The organism is Bradyrhizobium sp. Ash2021, assembly GCF_031202265.1.
Taxonomy (GTDB): Bacteria; Pseudomonadota; Alphaproteobacteria; order Rhizobiales; family Xanthobacteraceae; genus Bradyrhizobium.
In genome coordinates, this window is record NZ_CP100604.1 from 8,302,314 (window position 1) to 8,317,937 (window position 15,624).

At 63.3% G+C, this 15,624-nt stretch carries 21 protein-coding genes and 1 pseudogene; 8 read left to right on the forward strand and 14 right to left on the reverse strand.

Annotated elements, in window-relative coordinates; all coding sequences use genetic code 11:
- Positions 1-265 precede the first annotated feature (265 nt).
- Positions 266-1,369 carry an NAD(P)/FAD-dependent oxidoreductase gene (locus tag NL528_RS39925; protein ID WP_309179812.1) on the forward strand — a complete coding sequence of 368 codons (1,104 nt, stop codon included), beginning with the start codon at positions 266-268 and terminating at the stop codon, positions 1,367-1,369.
- Between the two features lie 81 nt (positions 1,370-1,450).
- On the opposite strand, the gene NL528_RS39930 is transcribed toward NL528_RS39925, so the two are convergent.
- Positions 1,451-1,636, reverse strand: a complete 186-nt coding sequence (locus tag NL528_RS39930; protein WP_309179813.1) for a DUF465 domain-containing protein — start codon at positions 1,634-1,636, stop codon at positions 1,451-1,453.
- Positions 1,637-1,876: 240 nt separating this feature from the next.
- Here NL528_RS39930 and NL528_RS39935 point away from each other — a divergent pair, with 240 nt between their 5' ends.
- Positions 1,877-2,083: a YdcH family protein gene (locus tag NL528_RS39935; RefSeq protein ID WP_074273228.1), complete on the forward strand. Its 207-nt coding sequence runs from the start codon at positions 1,877-1,879 to the stop codon at positions 2,081-2,083.
- 81 nt (positions 2,084-2,164) lie between these two features.
- Here the strand turns inward: NL528_RS39935 and NL528_RS39940 are convergent, their stop codons facing one another.
- Positions 2,165-2,545 (reverse strand): response regulator, encoded by a 381-nt coding sequence (locus NL528_RS39940; RefSeq protein WP_309185196.1) that lies wholly within the window; start codon positions 2,543-2,545, stop codon positions 2,165-2,167.
- A gap of 277 nt (positions 2,546-2,822) precedes the next feature.
- On the opposite strand from NL528_RS39940, the pseudogene NL528_RS39945 reads away from it, so the two are divergent.
- A pseudogene (locus NL528_RS39945) lies at positions 2,823-3,014 on the forward strand (hypothetical protein); the annotation flags it as partial.
- A 108-nt stretch (positions 3,015-3,122) separates the two neighbouring features.
- The gene (locus NL528_RS39950) at positions 3,123-3,374 is read left to right on the forward strand and encodes a hypothetical protein (RefSeq protein WP_309179814.1); all 252 of its coding nucleotides are present in this window, start codon (positions 3,123-3,125) and stop codon (positions 3,372-3,374) included.
- Positions 3,375-3,441: 67 nt separating this feature from the next.
- Here NL528_RS39950 and NL528_RS39955 read toward each other — a convergent pair whose 3' ends face one another.
- The gene (locus NL528_RS39955) at positions 3,442-4,239 is read right to left on the reverse strand and encodes a GGDEF domain-containing protein (protein ID WP_309179815.1); all 798 of its coding nucleotides are present in this window, start codon (positions 4,237-4,239) and stop codon (positions 3,442-3,444) included.
- Between the two features lie 152 nt (positions 4,240-4,391).
- Between NL528_RS39955 and purE the strand changes: the two genes are divergently transcribed.
- Both purE and NL528_RS39965 read left to right on the forward strand, forming a co-directional pair.
- Positions 4,392-4,880, forward strand: coding sequence for a 5-(carboxyamino)imidazole ribonucleotide mutase (gene purE / locus NL528_RS39960; RefSeq protein WP_309179816.1), 489 nt, complete (start codon positions 4,392-4,394; stop codon positions 4,878-4,880).
- Positions 4,877-5,977 (forward strand): 5-(carboxyamino)imidazole ribonucleotide synthase, encoded by a 1,101-nt coding sequence (locus NL528_RS39965; protein ID WP_309179817.1) that lies wholly within the window; start codon positions 4,877-4,879, stop codon positions 5,975-5,977. The genes purE and NL528_RS39965 overlap by 4 nt, the downstream gene beginning before the upstream one ends.
- A 12-nt stretch (positions 5,978-5,989) precedes the next feature.
- Here NL528_RS39965 and aqpZ read toward each other — a convergent pair whose 3' ends face one another.
- The gene (aqpZ, locus tag NL528_RS39970; protein WP_309179818.1) at positions 5,990-6,703 is read right to left on the reverse strand and encodes an aquaporin Z; all 714 of its coding nucleotides are present in this window, start codon (positions 6,701-6,703) and stop codon (positions 5,990-5,992) included.
- A 236-nt stretch (positions 6,704-6,939) separates the two neighbouring features.
- Between aqpZ and rpsU the strand changes: the two genes are divergently transcribed.
- Together rpsU and NL528_RS39980 are read left to right on the forward strand one after the other, a co-directional pair.
- The gene (gene rpsU, locus NL528_RS39975) at positions 6,940-7,245 is read left to right on the forward strand and encodes a 30S ribosomal protein S21 (RefSeq protein WP_074273221.1); all 306 of its coding nucleotides are present in this window, start codon (positions 6,940-6,942) and stop codon (positions 7,243-7,245) included.
- Positions 7,246-7,360: 115 nt separating this feature from the next.
- Positions 7,361-8,014: a tetratricopeptide repeat protein gene (locus NL528_RS39980; protein ID WP_309179819.1), complete on the forward strand. Its 654-nt coding sequence runs from the start codon at positions 7,361-7,363 to the stop codon at positions 8,012-8,014.
- A gap of 100 nt (positions 8,015-8,114) precedes the next feature.
- On the opposite strand, the gene NL528_RS39985 is transcribed toward NL528_RS39980, so the two are convergent.
- The 10 genes from NL528_RS39985 to NL528_RS40030 all read right to left on the reverse strand — a co-directional run bounded on the left by NL528_RS39985 (position 8,115) and on the right by NL528_RS40030 (position 15,609).
- On the reverse strand, positions 8,115-9,104 hold the full coding sequence (locus NL528_RS39985; protein ID WP_309179820.1) for a hypothetical protein: 990 nt from the start codon (positions 9,102-9,104) through the stop codon (positions 8,115-8,117).
- 269 nt (positions 9,105-9,373) lie between these two features.
- Complete coding sequence (locus NL528_RS39990) at positions 9,374-9,658, reverse strand: cupin domain-containing protein (protein WP_074273218.1); 285 nt, start codon at positions 9,656-9,658, stop codon at positions 9,374-9,376.
- Positions 9,659-9,692: 34 nt separating this feature from the next.
- Positions 9,693-10,790, reverse strand: a complete 1,098-nt coding sequence (locus NL528_RS39995) for an ionic transporter y4hA (protein ID WP_309179821.1) — start codon at positions 10,788-10,790, stop codon at positions 9,693-9,695.
- Between the two features lie 56 nt (positions 10,791-10,846).
- Positions 10,847-11,653, reverse strand: coding sequence for an alpha/beta hydrolase (locus tag NL528_RS40000; protein ID WP_309179822.1), 807 nt, complete (start codon positions 11,651-11,653; stop codon positions 10,847-10,849).
- Between the two features lie 17 nt (positions 11,654-11,670).
- Positions 11,671-13,068, reverse strand: a complete 1,398-nt coding sequence (locus NL528_RS40005) for an NAD(P)(+) transhydrogenase (Re/Si-specific) subunit beta (RefSeq protein WP_309179823.1) — start codon at positions 13,066-13,068, stop codon at positions 11,671-11,673.
- A 43-nt stretch (positions 13,069-13,111) separates the two neighbouring features.
- On the reverse strand, positions 13,112-13,429 hold the full coding sequence (locus NL528_RS40010; protein ID WP_309179824.1) for a proton-translocating transhydrogenase family protein: 318 nt from the start codon (positions 13,427-13,429) through the stop codon (positions 13,112-13,114).
- 10 nt (positions 13,430-13,439) lie between these two features.
- Positions 13,440-14,567 (reverse strand): Re/Si-specific NAD(P)(+) transhydrogenase subunit alpha, encoded by a 1,128-nt coding sequence (locus tag NL528_RS40015; protein ID WP_309179825.1) that lies wholly within the window; start codon positions 14,565-14,567, stop codon positions 13,440-13,442.
- A 137-nt stretch (positions 14,568-14,704) separates the two neighbouring features.
- Entirely contained in the window at positions 14,705-14,857 is a 153-nt protein-coding gene (locus NL528_RS40020) for an aa3-type cytochrome c oxidase subunit IV (RefSeq protein WP_309179826.1), read from the reverse strand.
- Positions 14,858-14,953: 96 nt separating this feature from the next.
- Positions 14,954-15,340: a type II toxin-antitoxin system death-on-curing family toxin gene (locus NL528_RS40025; RefSeq protein ID WP_309179827.1), complete on the reverse strand. Its 387-nt coding sequence runs from the start codon at positions 15,338-15,340 to the stop codon at positions 14,954-14,956.
- Entirely contained in the window at positions 15,337-15,609 is a 273-nt protein-coding gene (locus tag NL528_RS40030; RefSeq protein ID WP_309179828.1) for an AbrB family transcriptional regulator, read from the reverse strand. The genes NL528_RS40025 and NL528_RS40030 overlap by 4 nt, the downstream gene beginning before the upstream one ends.
- Positions 15,610-15,624: the final 15 nt, after the last annotated feature.

Consider the following 15,624-nt stretch of genomic DNA (forward strand, 5'->3'; position numbering starts at 1 on the left):
CCGCGGATTTCCGCGGCGGAGTGTCTGGCTTCACGGGTTTGGATCGGGTAAACGCCTGCTCTTGCAACCCAAAAATGTGACTTAAATTACGGCAATTGCCCTGACATGATTAATGCTTCACTAACGGGGCCGGCGTTCGAGGTGTATTTCGAGACAATCCAAGGGGTTGCCAAGGGGTTGCTCGACCGCTTTGCTGAACGAAACGATAATAACTGAGCGCGGTTGCAGCCTAACTTCGCGCCAAATTTCCGGACCTGAAGCGCACATGGACAAGGTTGATTGCGTCGTCATCGGAGCGGGTGTGATCGGGCTTGCGGTGGCGCGGCAGCTCGCCCAGGCGGGCCGCGAAGTGATCGTGCTGGAGGCGGCCGAGGGGATCGGCACCGTGACCTCGTCACGCAACAGCGAGGTGATCCATGCCGGCATCTATTATCGCGCCGGCAGCCTGATGGCGCAGATGTGCGTCAGCGGCAAGCACGCGCTCTACCGGTATTGCCGCGATCACGGTATCCCGCATCGCAATTGCGGCAAGCTGATCGTCGCAACGACGCCGAAAGAAACCGAAAAACTGCAATCAATCCGGGCCCATGCCGAAGCCAATGGCGTGCTCGATATGCAGCTCCTGGCGGGTGACGCCGCTCGCGCGCTGGAGCCGGCGCTGAATTGCGATGCGGCGCTGCTGTCGCCATCCACCGGGATCATCGACAGCCACGCCTACATGCTGGCGCTGCGGGGCGATGCCGAAGCGGCAGGCGCAGCATACGCGTTTTACACGCCGCTGGTGCGCGCCAAGGCCGCCGCGGGCAGGATCGAAATCGAGGCCGGCGGCGACGCGCCGATGACGCTGGAATGCAATCTGCTCGTCAATGCGGCCGGGCTCGGCGCGCCGGCCATCGCGCGCAGCGTCGAGGGCATGCCGATCGAGCTGATACCGTCAGCCTATCTGGCGAAGGGGAACTATTTCAGTTGCAGCGCCCGGGCGCCGTTTTCGCACCTGATCTATCCGGTGCCCGAACCCGGCGGACTGGGCGTGCACCTCACGCTCGACATGGCCGGACAGGCGCGGTTCGGTCCCGACGTGGAATGGGTGGATGCGATCGACTACGCGGTCGATCCGGCGCGGGCGGACCGGTTCTATCCGGCAATCCGCAAATACTGGCCGACTCTGCCGGACGGCGCGCTGATGCCGAGCTATTCCGGAATCCGGCCGAAGATCGTTCCGCCGGCGGTAGCGACCCAGGATTTCCTGATCCAGGGACCGCGCGATCACGGCGTGAGCGGCCTGATCAACCTGTTCGGCATCGAATCGCCCGGATTGACGTCGTCACTGGCGATCGCGGACCATGTCGGCGAACTGGCCAAGGCGTAGCGACACCCCTGCGGCGGATGAGCACAAAGCGCGCTCATCCGGCGACAAAGGGTGCTTCCAACGCTACTTGGGGAGTTACGACTAGTGGAGAGTCTCGCTCGCGGTGTGCTTCAACCGCTCGATCTCATCCTTGACCATCAACTTGCGGCGCTTCAACTCGAGAATTTGCAGGTCGTCTGTGGAAAGGTGCACGAGCGCTTCGTGCAATTCATTTTCGAGAATCTTGTGTTTACGTTCCAGTTCAACAAGATGCGCCTGTATTGCCATACGAAATCTCCTCGGTGGGTAAAACCTCAGATTCGATCCGGACGAATAAGTGTACACAAGCCACCGAATCTGTCGATGGGTATCGCGAATCGCCTGGCTCATATTTTCGGATTTATCTGTAACCAATCGTGAGTATGGAACCTGGTCAGCTTGCGGAGCGGGCTCACAGGGACGATATTCGCCCGGCGGCTTCCGAAAAACCGTTTACAACCTCATCGTGCTTATTAGCTAACGTACACCATGACCAACGAAGATGAGCGCGAACTCCATACTGAGCTGGCGAGGCTGCAGCAGGAGCACCGCGATCTCGACGCGGCGATCGATGCCCTGCATCAATCGCCGGCGCCCGACTTGCTGCGGCTGCAGCGCTTGAAGAAGCGCAAGCTGCAATTGCGCGACCGCATCGCCTTCATCGAAGACCAGATCACGCCTGATATCATTGCCTGATTGCCGGTGTTGACTGCCATTCCGGCATCGCGCAGACGGGTCCGTGTGATGCGCGGCCCGATGTCAGGCTCCGGACCGGACTCAGGTGCCGCCCGTCAACTCCAGCAGCACGCCGGCGAGCGCTTCGGCCTCGTAGGGTTTCTGCAAAAACCGCCCGCCCTCCGGCAGATCTTTTTCCCCGACATCCACAAGGCCCGATGTCGCGACGATCTTGATCGGCGGCCAGCGGCCCCTGACCGCGCGGGCGAGTTTCAACCCGTCCATCGAACCCGGCATCTGGATATCGGTGAACACGACACTGATGTCGCGACGGGCCTCCAGGATTTCGATCGCGTCATCGGCATTGGCAGCTTCGACAACCTCGAAGCCTGCATCGGTGATCATGCCGACCGCATCCATCCGCAACAGAAACTCGTCCTCGACGATCAACACCACAGGCCTTTTGCGGGCCGCAGGACGCATGCGCTTAAACTCCCCGCCAATCGGCGTTAAGTGCCGAATATCGTTTTCGTTCCGCGCCGCGCGATTTTCCCGACACCCGCTTCCGAAAGCGCGCGCCGATGGCGGAACCAGCGACGTGACATCGTCGCCGCAGGCGACGCGGTTCACCTTCCGCACGCCGCTTGCGCAAGGCGGGCAGCAGTGCCGGGAAAACGAATTTTGCGCGGCTGCTCCGGCTTGACTCTACCAGAACAAAAGAAGAACATATCCCTGCCGCCAGCCAAAGAGGGAGCTTCCTATGTCCGCACCATCGTCCCTGTCCGACAACAGCCGTTACGAGCAGGCCTGCGACCAGGCGATCGCGATGTGCGATGGCAATCTGCGCTCGACCATCAAGGCGCTGATCATGGCGAACGAATATCTGGAAACCGAACTGGAGGAATTGCAGGCGGCGATCGCGGCCGGCTGCGTGCCGGCCAGATCATATTCCAGCGAAGTGGCGACCGGTTCGCGTGACGAGAGCGCGTCGAAACAAAAGACGGGGACGTCACGCGCTAGCAGTAGTGCCGCCTGATCGATCAAGACGGGAGTGATAAAGATGGCCGATGTCACGTACTACGTAGCACTGCCATTCCTGCAGGATGACGACGGCTCGCCGGTCGCGGGCGCGGCGGAGGAATGCCAGAGCCCGACCACCGCATTGCGGCGCGCCGAGATCCTGTCGCGGACCCCCGGCAGCATCGGCGCCGTTGCGTTCAGCCGTACGGGCGATCCCATGATCGGCGAATTCGGCGACGCGCAATTGCTGCGGAAATTCGGCAACGTGCCGGACGATCTGAGCGGGCTGTAGATTTTTTTCGTCATTGCAGCAGGCGTCGGCGACGAAGCAATCCGGTCCGTCTTGCACGTTTGACCGCTTATGGATTGCTTCCGCCTTCGCTCGTTGAGCTACGGCGGACAAGTCGCGGAGCCGGTTGTCGGACGCGCGGTTCGCGCGAGCCGTTGGCTCGAAGTGACGATGGCATGCCGTTCGCTTCACCCTCATGCCGCCGCTGCGCCTTGCGCACATACATCGCGCTGTCGGCCTCTTCCAGCGCGCGGCCGGCTTCCGCATGAGGACCGAGGATCGCGACGCCGGCGGATGCGCCCGCGGCGACGGTTTCGCCGCTAAACACGAAGGTGAGACGATCGATCGCCGCCTCCAGCGCCGCCGCCTTGGCCTTGGCATCGGTCTCGCTGAGGTTCCACAACAGCAGCGCGAACTCGTCGCCGCCGAGCCGGCCGACCACATCCGAAGAGCGCACCTGGCTGCAGAGCGTGGCCGCAATGGCCTTGAGCACCTGATCGCCCGCGGCGTGCCCGAAGGCATCGTTGACCGGCTTTAAGCGATCGACGTCGAGTATGATCAAGGCGCCGCTGGCGTGATAGCGCTTGATGTAGGCGATCGAGCGGTGGAGTTCGCGCTCGAAACCGCGCCGGTTCAGGATATCCAGCAGGAAGTCGGTCTCAGCCGAGGCCTGCAACTCGTCGATCCGCGCCAGCGCCTGCGCCAACTGCGTCTTGAGCCGCCGAATCGTCGATTTGGCATCGCCGAGCGCGGCCGGAGGCGGGGGGAGCGACGCAGGGGGGCGGCGCGGCGCGGCCTTGCGCCCTGCCGCGGCGGTTTTACGGCTTTTTGCAGCCCCTGAGGCTGCCGCCCTGGTTTTCTTCTTCATGGCCTTCCCTGTGCAGGCTTGCTTATGAAGGCTTGCCGGGATTCACCAAGACAGGATAGTCCATTCCGTACCCCTTGCCACGCCTTGGATGAAGCCCGGGCCGACCCTATAATCCGGCCTATGTTTCTGGATTCCCGAACAGAATTGACGACATGACCGCCCCCATCGCCATCATCATGGGAAGCCAGTCCGACTGGGAAACCATGCGCCATACCGCCGAAACACTGGCGGCGCTCGGTATTGCCTGTGAAAAGCGCATCGTCTCGGCCCATCGCACCCCGGACCGGCTGTACGCTTTCGCCAAGGGGGCCAAGACCGAGGGCTTTCAGATCATCATCGCCGGCGCCGGAGGTGCGGCGCATCTGCCGGGTATGGCGGCGGCGCTGACGGAACTTCCGGTGTTCGGCGTTCCCGTCGAATCCAAGGCGCTGTCCGGCGTCGATTCGCTGTACTCGATCGTGCAGATGCCCGCAGGCATCCCGGTCGGGACGCTGGCGATCGGAAAAGCCGGCGCCATCAACGCCGCGCTGCTCGCGGCCAGCGTGCTCGCGCTGAACGATCCGGCGCTGGCGGCAAGGCTCGCCGCCTGGCGTCAACAGCAAACCGAGGCGGTCGCCGAGCGGCCGGAGGGAACGGCGTGACAGCTTCAAGTCAGGTGAAGCTGCAGCCGGGCGACACCATCGGAATTCTCGGCGGCGGACAATTGGGCCGGATGCTGGCCATGGCGGCGGCGCGCCTCGGGTTCAGGTGCCAGGTGTTTTCGCCGGACCCGGATTCGCCCGCCTTCGACGTCGTGCTGAATGCGACCTGCGCCGAATATGCCGATGTCGAGGCGCTGGAGCTGTTCGCCAACGACGTCGACGTCGTCACCTATGAATTCGAGAACGTACCGGCCGCGACCGCCATGGTGCTGGCCGCGCGCCGCCCGGTGCTCCCTGCGCAGAAGATCCTCGAGACCACGCAAGACCGGCTGATCGAAAAGGACTTTATCACCAGGCTCGGCATCGGCACCGCGGACTATGCCGACGTGTCTTCGGCGGCGACACTGCGCGCGGCAATCAACCGCATTGGCCTTCCGGCGGTGATAAAAACCCGCCGCTTCGGCTATGACGGCAAGGGCCAGGCCATCATCCGCGAGGGCGACGATCCCGATCAGATCTGGAACGATCTCGGCACCAAATCCGCGATCCTCGAGGCGTTCGTGCCGTTCGAGCGCGAAATCTCCGTGATCGCCGCGCGCAGCGCCAACGGCGATGTCGAATGCTACGACGTCACCGAAAACGAGCACCGCGACCATATTCTGAAAATCTCGCGCGCCCCGGCCGATATCCCGGATGAGCTCGCCGCGCAGGCGCGATCGATCGCCGAGAAGATCGCCAATGCGCTGGACTATGTCGGCGTGCTCGCGGTCGAGATGTTCGTGGTGATGGAGAATGGCGGGCCGCAGGTGCTGGTCAACGAGATCGCGCCGCGGGTGCACAATTCCGGCCACTGGACGCTCGACGGCGCCTCGATCTCGCAATTCGAGCAGCACATCCGCGCCATTGCCGGCTGGCCGCTCGGCAAGCCGGTCCGCCATGGCCCGGTGACTATGACGAACCTGATCGGCGACGACATCCTGGGCTATGAGCAATGGCTGACGGTCCCCGGTGCGACCGTGCACCTTTACGGCAAGGGCCCGCCGCGGCCGGGCCGCAAGATGGGACACGTCACCGAGGTGCTGCCGCGTGAGAAATAGCCGCCGCCCGCGTCAGGTACCTGCGACGACACCGCCCGGCTCATCGCTGAGCCAGCGATAGATCACGCCACCCAGCACCCCGCCGATCAGCGGCGCGACCCAGAACAGCCAGAGCTGCGCCAGCGCCCATCCGCCGACGAACAGCGCCGGACCGGTGCTGCGCGCCGGATTCACCGAAGTGTTGGTGACGGGAATGCTGACGAGATGGATCATCACCAGCGCCAATCCGATGGCGAGCGGCGCGAAGCCTGCGGGCGCCTTGCCGTGGGTCGCGCCCATGATGATGAACAGGAACATCATGGTCATCACCACTTCCATGATGAAGCACGCGACCAGGCTGTATTGGCCCGGCGAATGCGCCCCATAGCCGTTGGACGCAAAACCCTTGGCAACGTCGAAGCCGGCAGCGCCGCTGGCAATGACATAAAGCAGCGCGGAAGCAGCAATGGCGCCGATCACCTGCGCGATGACATAGGGGGCGACCTGCCCCGCCGGAAAGCGCCCGCCTGCGGCGAGGCCCACCGTCACCGCGGGATTGAGATGGCAGCCGGAGATATGGCCGATCGCATAGGCCATGGTCACGACGCTAAGCCCGAACGTCAGCGCGACCCCCACCAATCCGATGCCGACTTGGGGAAATGCCGCCGCGATGACCGCGCTGCCGCAGCCCGCGAAAGTCAGCCAAAACGTCCCAATCGCCTCGGCTGCGTACTTTCTTGTGTTCATGATTTCCTCCCCTTGGCTGACCGAAACCTAGGCAAGCCTCGTTAAGGTGCACTGAAGGTCTGGAACCAAGCTTATGCGAAGTGATTCGGGCCTTTTCCGGCACAAACCCCCGTCCCGCAGGTGGACATGGCCGGTTTTGTCTGATACATCCGCGCCCTCAAGGTTAAGGGTCAGGCCTTTCGCCGACCCTTTGCTTTACCCGAATTCCTATCCGTTCAATTGAAAGAGGATGCCGCGTGCAGGTTCTCGTCCGCGATAACAACGTCGATCAAGCCCTCAAGGCGCTGAAGAAGAAGATGCAGCGCGAGGGCATTTTCCGCGAGATGAAGCTCCGCGGACACTATGAAAAGCCCTCCGAGAAGAAGGCCCGCGAAAAGGCCGAAGCCGTGCGCCGTGCGCGCAAGCTGGCCCGCAAGAAGCTGCAGCGCGAAGGCCTGCTGCCGATGAAGCCGAAGCCGGTGTTTGGCGCCGGTCCGGGTGCCGAGCGCGGTGGCGCTGGCGGCGGCCGTGGTGGTCCGGGCGCAGGTCGCGGACCGCGCTGATCCCTGGTGCAGATTTGAGAATCCGATGACGCGGGCCTTGCGCCCGCGTTGTTGTTTTGCGGGGCGCATTTTCCGGGTTACCAATACAGGGTTCTCCGCGCGAGCATTTTCCACAATGGCTATTCCGGCTCCCCTGGCTGCCTCCGGAGTTTCGCGTTGCCGCCGCCGCGCCGCGGCGCCGCTGGTCCTGCTTGCGATCACCCTTGCGATCCCGCTTGCCGGCTGCTCGTTCGATCTGGGATCGTGGGGATCCGACAGTGAAAAGCCGAAGCCGGTCGCGCAGAAACCGACCGATGATATCAGCGCCCGCAGCGCCAGCGATGCCCAGGGCTACACCACGCGCGGCCAGGTGCTGGCCAAATCCGGCAAGACCGAAGAAGCCCTTGCGGAATTCGATCGCGCGCTCGCGCTTGACCCCTACAACGCGCAAGCCCTGTACAGCCGCGGCCTGATCTATCAGGGCGAGAAGCAGCACCAGCAGGCGATCGAGGATTTCACCGCGGCCAATGGCCTGACACCGCAAAGGGCCGAGCCGCTGGTTGGTCGAGCGACCAGTTACCTCGCAATCGACAAGGCCAAGGAAGCCGCCGCCGATCTCGACGAGGCCGTGCAGGCCGACCCGAACAGCGCCCCGGCCTGGGCCGCGCGCGGCCTGACGTACGAGCGGCTCGGCGACAAGGCCAAGGCAGCCGCTTCCTACAGCCGCGCGATCGCGATCCGCCCCAGGGACGAAGCCTCGCGCAGCGGCCTCGCGCGCGTCGGCGGCTGAATTAGCTCTTGGTTCGACGCGTTTTCTTGGGCAGATAAGTCGACGCAACCCGCCTCGCTATCCACGTGCGGGGCAGGCTTTCGCCAGAAAACGCTATTGGTTATTTCGGCAGGACGGCGTGAAACACCGACTTCGCCGCCGACAGCATGTCGTCGGCGACGCTGGTGTGCTCCTTGGCCATCGGCTCGGCCGCCTCGGCGCGCAGATCGAGCGGCGGCCGTACGAGCGGAATGTCGGCCGGCGGGGTCGGACGACTCGGGTCGCTGATTCCGGCATAAGGCGGCTTCGGCTGCGACCCCTGGTCGAGCGCGTCGCCTGCCGGGCTCGCTGGCGTCGACACCATGATCGGCGGCGGCAGCGGGCGTAGCGCCGGCGCGGTCACGACACGGGGGGTGTCGGGAACGCCCGCGACCTCGGGCGCACGCGGTGTATCCGGCGTACGGGCGGCCTGCTGCGCACGGGGCGCATTGTCGCTGCTGCCGCGCAGGCGCTCGATCGCGGCCCGGGCGAGATCGTTGGCGTCACGGTGCTCATCAGGCGCAACCGCGGCTTCAACCGGCGGCGCGGGATTTGGCGTCACCGCGACCGGGGCCGGGGCCACGGCAGGCGTTATCGGCTGCACGGGCGACGGAAGCACGACCCTGACGGCCGTCTTTTCACGCGGCGCCGGCGCGTGACGGCGCGGTTCGGCAGGAATGCTGGCGGTCTCAGCCGGCGCGTCGGCCGGCTTTGCATCGGCGGATTTTGCGTCAGCTTTTTCTTGAGCTTTGTCTTGAGGCTTCTCGATTACCACGGCCTTTTCGGAAGCCGACCGCTCGAGCAGCGTGCGTTCCGACATGCCCTTGGCTTTCACGCCGGCCTCGGGGAGATTGCTGACCTCGGTGGGTTTTTCGACCGGCTTGCTGTAGGCGGTGGCCTTGTGATCGGGCTTGAGATCGGTCTTGGGATCGGCGGTCGACACGGCCGCGGCGACAGGGGCGTTGGCCCCCGGCTTGCTCACGATGTAGTGGTTGACGATGTAGGCCCCGATGATCGTCGCTGCCACCGACGGCAGGATGTCCATCGTAAATTTCTTCAGGTAATTCAGCATTGCCGGCCACTCCCCGCCGCTCTTTGATGCTGGAACTTTGAGGCACATTAAGGGATCAACTGCGACGGATCGATGGCAATTGCCCGGTCGCCGCAACGTTTCGTGTCACAGACGTTTCGATCAGCTTAAGATAGGCGGTTAAGATAGCCGGTCGGGCGCGGCCGTAACCGGCCTGATCGCCTGGAAGTCGGAACGGCTCGCGGGCCCGCCAAAGCCCAACCTGCCGTGTTCCGCACGGACATGGCGCGGAACCCCGGATGCCCGATTGGTTACGGTTTCAGCTCGACCTCCAGGAACACGATTTCGCTTGCCGTTTCGTTGAGAACGTCGTGTTCCACGCCGGCTTTCCGGAAATAGGATTTGCCGACGCCGAGCTGCGCTTTCGAGCGTTCGCCGTTGGGCGCCACGATGGTCATTTCACCCGACGTCACCGGCACGATCACGTAATCCATCCCATGGGTGTGATGGCCGGTGGCGCTGCCCGGCGCCAGCCGCCACTCGGTGACACGAACCTCAGGGGTGTCGACCTGAACGTCGGATTTGGCGCTGAGCATGGTTTGGTTCACTCCGGGGACTTGCGGCAAGTAATTACGGCACGAATACCATGAACACGAATACGGCAAACACCACCATATGCACCAGCCCGAACAGGATGTTGGTGCGGCCGGTGCCGAAGGTGAGGATGCTGAGGAAGAACGTCAACAGCAGCAAAACCATATACTCGTCGATCAGTCCGAGTTCCAACGACTTGTTGAACGCGAAGGCGACAACCGCCACCGCCGGAACCGTCAACCCGATGGTCGCCAGCGACGAACCGAGCGCCAGATTGATGCTCTTCTGCAGGTCGTTCTTTCGCGCGGCGGCGACGGCGGCGACACCTTCGGGCAGCAAGATCAATAGTGCCACCAGCAAACCGGCAAAGGCCGGCGGCGCGCCGATCATCGAGGTCGCGACATCGACCACGAGCGAAAACTTCTTCGCCAGCAGCACGACCGCCAGCAGCGAGACCAGCAGCAGCACCATACTCAGCGCAAACATACGATTCGAAATCTGCGTTCCGCCCTCCGCGCCGCCGACGGCGTCGCTGATGAAGAAATCGCGATGCCGGATGGTCTGGGTGTAGAGGAACACGCCGTAGAGAAGCAGGGTGACCACACCGACGAAGCCAAGCTGGGCTGCCGAATAGACCGGCCCCGGCGTCGTCAGCGTGTAATTGGGCATGATCAGCGTGATGGTCGCCAGCACGAACAGAACGCTGAGATAAAGGTTGGCGCCGGAGACTTGGAAATCCTGCTCGCGATAACGCAGGCCGCCAATGAAGATGCAGACACCGACGAGGCCGTTGCACACGATCATGACCACGGCAAACACCGTGTCGCGCGCCAATCCGGGCGCAGGCTTTTCACCCAGCATGATGGTCGCGATCAGCGCGACCTCGATGATGGTGACCGCGAGCGTCAACAGCAGCGTGCCATAGGGCTCGCCGATCCGCTCGGCGATAATCTCGGCGTGATGGACCGCCGCGAACACGGTGCCGAACAGGATCGCGAGCAGTACCGCCGCGAACACCAGCCCACCGGCCGACGGCCTGAACGACAGTCCGAGCGCGCTGGCGACCACAAAAAGCAGCACCGCCAGTGCCGGAAAAATCCATGCCGATCGCGGCATCGGGCCGTGTGCGCTCATGCAACCAAATCCTCAAAAATCCTGCGCGCGGACTATGCGCCAAACAATCGCGGCCGTCAGCCTTTCGCTGCATTGATGAATTGTCGCGCTACCTCACTCGCGCCAAAACTGTCCAGATCGTTGTGGCCGCCTTCGGGGAAGCGGACGAACTGCTTCGGTTCGTGCGCGAGCGCGAACAGCCGTTCGCCAAAGGCAATCGGAATCGTGGGATCGCGCGCGCCATGCATGATCAGGAGCGGCGCTTTGACCCGCGCGATTCGCTGGTCGGAGCGAAAGGAATCCAGCATCACCAGCCGCACCGGAAAAATCCAGAACGCCGCGGCGGCGACGTCCACGATCGACGTATAGGGCGCCTCAAGGATCAGCCTGCCAACCGGTTGTTCGGCCGCGACCGCCACCGCGACACCGGTGCCGAGCGAAAAACCCCAGACCACAATCCGGTCCGCGCTATAGCGCGCCGTCGTAAAGGCATAGGCCGCCGCGGCATCCGCGAGCACGCCGCCCTCGCTCGGTTTTCCGCTCGAGCCGGCATAGCCGCGATACGACAGGGCGACGACGCCGGTCCCGTCCGAGATCAGATCGCGAAAGCGGCCAAAGAAACCGGCGAGATAATCGCCGTTGCCGTGGAAATAAAGCACCACCGGGTGACCCGGTTTCGCCGGCACATGCCAGACGATGACCTTCTCGCCATCGGCCGTGGTCAGGATATGCTCTTCGGCTTCCGGAAAGCCGGCCGCTTCCGGCGAGGTGCGCGCCGTTTGCGGGACCGGAAACAGGAACGCCCGCTGCACCAGGAACAGCACGGCCAGACCGCAGGCATAGCCGACCGAAACGATGATCAGCAGCCATTTCAGCGCGGTCATGATTTCCCGACGGTGGGTTACATCGCCTTGACGATGTTCTCGGTGACCTTCTTGGCGTCGCCGAGCAGCATCATGGTGTTGTCGCGATAGAACAGCGGATTGTCGATGCCGGCATAGCCCGAGGCCAGCGAGCGTTTGATGAACATCACGGTGCCGGCCTTCCACACCTGCAGTACCGGCATGCCGTAGATCGGCGAGGTCTTGTCGTCCTCGGCGGCCGGGTTGGTGACGTCGTTGGCGCCGATCACGAAGGCAATGTCGGCCTGGGCGAATTCGGAGTTGATGTCCTCGAGCTCGAACACCTCGTCATAGGGCACGTTGGCCTCGGCGAGCAGCACGTTCATATGGCCGGGCATGCGGCCCGCGACCGGGTGAATCGCGTACTTCACCTCGACGCCTTCCTTCTTCAGCGTGTCGGCCATTTCGCGCAGCGCATGCTGGGCCTGCGCCACCGCCATGCCGTAACCGGGCACGATGATGACCTTGGAGGCGTTCTTCATGATGAAGGCGGCGTCGTCGGCGGAGCCGAGCTTCGCCGGCTTCTGTTCGCCGCCACCGCCGCCGGCTGCCGCCGTCTCGCCGCCGAAGCCACCGAGGATGACCGAGATGAAGGAACGGTTCATCGCGTGGCACATGATGTAGGACAGGATCGCGCCGGAGGAGCCGACCAGCGCGCCGGTGATGATCAGCGCCGAATTGCCGAGCGTGAAGCCGATGCCGGCCGCGGCCCAGCCGGAATAGGAGTTCAGCATCGAGATCACGACCGGCATGTCGGCGCCGCCGATCGGGATGATCATGAGCACGCCGAGCGCCAGCGCGATGATCGTGATCAGCCAGAAGTCGAGCGCGCTGCCGGAGAGCACGAGGCCGACGATGAAGAACACCAGGGCCAGGGCCAGGGCGATGTTGATGATGTGGCGTCCGGGCAGGATGATCGGCGCGCCGCTCATGCGGGCCGACAGTTTCAGGAACGCGATCACCGAGCCGGTGAAGGTCAGCGCGCCGATGGCGACGCCGAGCGACATTTCGACCAGGCTCTGCGCATGAATGTTGCCGGGGGTGCCGATGTCGAAGGCTTCCGGAGCATAGAAGGCACCGGCGGCGACCAGCACCGCGGCCATGCCAACCAGCGAATGGAACGCGGCGACGAGTTCCGGCATCGAGGTCATCGGCACCCGGCGCGCAATCACCGCACCGATGCTGCCGCCGATCGCAATGCCGAGCACGACCAACAGCCAGGCGAGACCGTCCGCCGGCGGATGGCTGGCCAGCGTGGTCGCGATCGCGATCACCATGCCGATCATGCCGAAGAAATTGCCCTGCCGGGATGAGGCCGGACTGGACAGCCCGCGCAGCGACAGGATGAACAACACACCCGCCACGAGATACAAAACTGCAGCCAGATTGGCGTTCATCTCAGGTCCCCCTTTATCTTCGTCACCCCGAGGTGCACGCCGCTCACTTGGCCTTCTTCTTGTACATCGCCAGCATGCGCTGGGTGACAAGGAAGCCGCCGAAGATATTCACGCTGGCGAAGATCAGGGCGATGAAGCCAAAGCCGCGCGCCCAGCCGCTGCCGCCACTGACCATGCCGACACCGCCCGCGAGCAGCGCGCCGACCACGATCACCGAAGAGATCGCATTCGTCACCGACATCAGCGGGGTATGCAGCGCAGGGGTCACCGACCACACCACGAAATAGCCGACGAACACGGCGAGGACGAAAATCGACAGCCGGAACGTAAAGGGATCAACGACTTGGGCTACATGCTCCATGGCTCTCTCCTTATGCTTTCGGCTGGAAGTTCGGATGGATGACGGCGCCGTCCTTGGTCAGCGCGGTGGCTTTCACCAGTTCGTCCTCCCAGTTCACCGCGAGCGACTTGCTGGGCTTGTCGATCAGGGTCTCGATGAATGAAAACAGGTTGCGGGCGTACAGGCTCGACGCCGATGCCGCGACGCGGCCGGCGACATTGGTGTAGCCAACGATCTTGACGCCGTCGGCGTCGACGATCTCGCCGGGCTTGGCGCCCTCGACATTGCCGCCGCGCTCGACCGCGAGATCGACCAGCACCGAACCCGGCTTCATCGACTTGACCATCTCGCTGCTGACGAGTTTCGGCGCCGGGCGCCCCGGGATCAGCGCCGTCGTGATCACGATGTCCTGCTTCTTGAGATGTTCGGCGGTGAGCGCGGCCTGCTTGGCCTGGTACTCTTTCGACATTTCCTTGGCGTAGCCGCCGGCGGTCTGGGCGTTCTTGAACTCTTCGTCCTCGACCGCGAGGAATTTGGCGCCGAGACTTTCGACCTGCTCTTTCGTCGCGGGCCGCACGTCAGTCGCGGTGACGACGGCGCCGAGCCGCCGCGCGGTCGCGATCGCCTGCAGGCCGGCAACGCCGACGCCCATCACGAACACTTTGGCGGCCGGAATGGTGCCGGCCGCGGTCATCATCATCGGGAAGGCGCGGCCGAAAGCTTCGGCCGCCTCGATCACCGCGCGATAGCCGGCCAGATTCGCCTGGCTGGACAGCACATCCATCACCTGGGCGCGGGTGATGCGCGGCATCAATTCCATCGCGAACGCCGAGACGCCGGCATCCGCGATGGTTTTCAGCGCGGCCTCATTGCCGTAGGGATCCATGATGGCGATCACCAGCGCGCCGCGCTTGTACTGGGCAAGCTCGGAGGCTTCCGGCCGCTTCACCTTGATGATGATGTCGGCATCCTTCAACGCGTCCGCGCTGACGGTAGCGCCGGCCGCGGTGAATTCCGAATCCGGCAGGCCCGACTTGATCCCCGCGCCAGGCTCGACCGCGATATCGACGCCCAACGCCTTGAACTTCTTGATGGTGTCGGGGGAAGCGGCGACCCGCGGCTCGGATGGATCGATTTCCTTGGCAACGGCAATCTTCATGGGGCCTCCGGCGGCGCGAGGGGCGCGCGCACAATCAAACTAGCGTTATTTTCGCCAGCTTGGATACCGGTTTCGCAACCGGATGAGATGCAATTTTTCGGATCGCCGCCGGATCCGGCGGCGCAGCCGGCGATGGATCAAGTGAGAAAGAAGCCCATCAGGGCGACGATGATGACGACGGCGGCAGTGCCGTATTTCACCAGCATGATGAAACCTTCATAGGTCTGCTCATGGGCCGGATAATCGTTGCCATCCGCGGTCGTGTAGGCCACTTCGTTATGGTCAGCCATCGGTATCCCCAGTCAAAGTTCGAAATCTGGCGTCGAAATACCGCAAAGTGGTTGGGAGGGCAACGCCGGACGAACCTCTAATGGCCACTTATCGGGTCATTCGGAAGGCCAATTATCCCTGATCCAGCGGGTTAGGCTCGCCTCGCTCACTTCGCCGGCGGCAAGGGAAAGAATCATAGCCGCCGCCTCCGCTTCAGGCACGATAAAATCAACGCCGTTCACGCCCAGGAAGGTGTACAGCGCCAGCAGCGAGGTGCGCTTATTGCCGTCTACAAACGGATGATTGCGCGCGATCCCAAAGGCGTAGGCCGCCGCCAGTTCGGGCAGGTCAGCCTGCTCATAGGACCACCTGTTTTTCGGCCGATCGAGAGCAGATTCGAGCATGCCCTCGTCTCGCAAACCGCTTGCGCCACCGTGGATCGTGAGTTGCTCATCGTGGATCGCAACAATCATTTGGCGGGTGAGCCAAAACGGCTCGGTCATTTGGCAAGCTCGGCCAAGGCATTGTGGTAACGCTTCATGCCACGCCGCGCGACTTCCATCGCCTTCTCAAAATCCGGATCGTGGGGAGTTAGTCGAACTCCACCGTCGGGCGTAAGTGTCGCATAAAGCGTATCGCCAACGCTGACATTCATTCGAGCCATTACATCCTTCGAGAGGATAATCCCCGAAGAATTGCCAATCTTCTTGATCTCGACTGTTCCGATTAATTGGCCACGGGTATCAGGCGCAATTTTCGATCGTTCGCTCATGGCCGAATCTCCGTT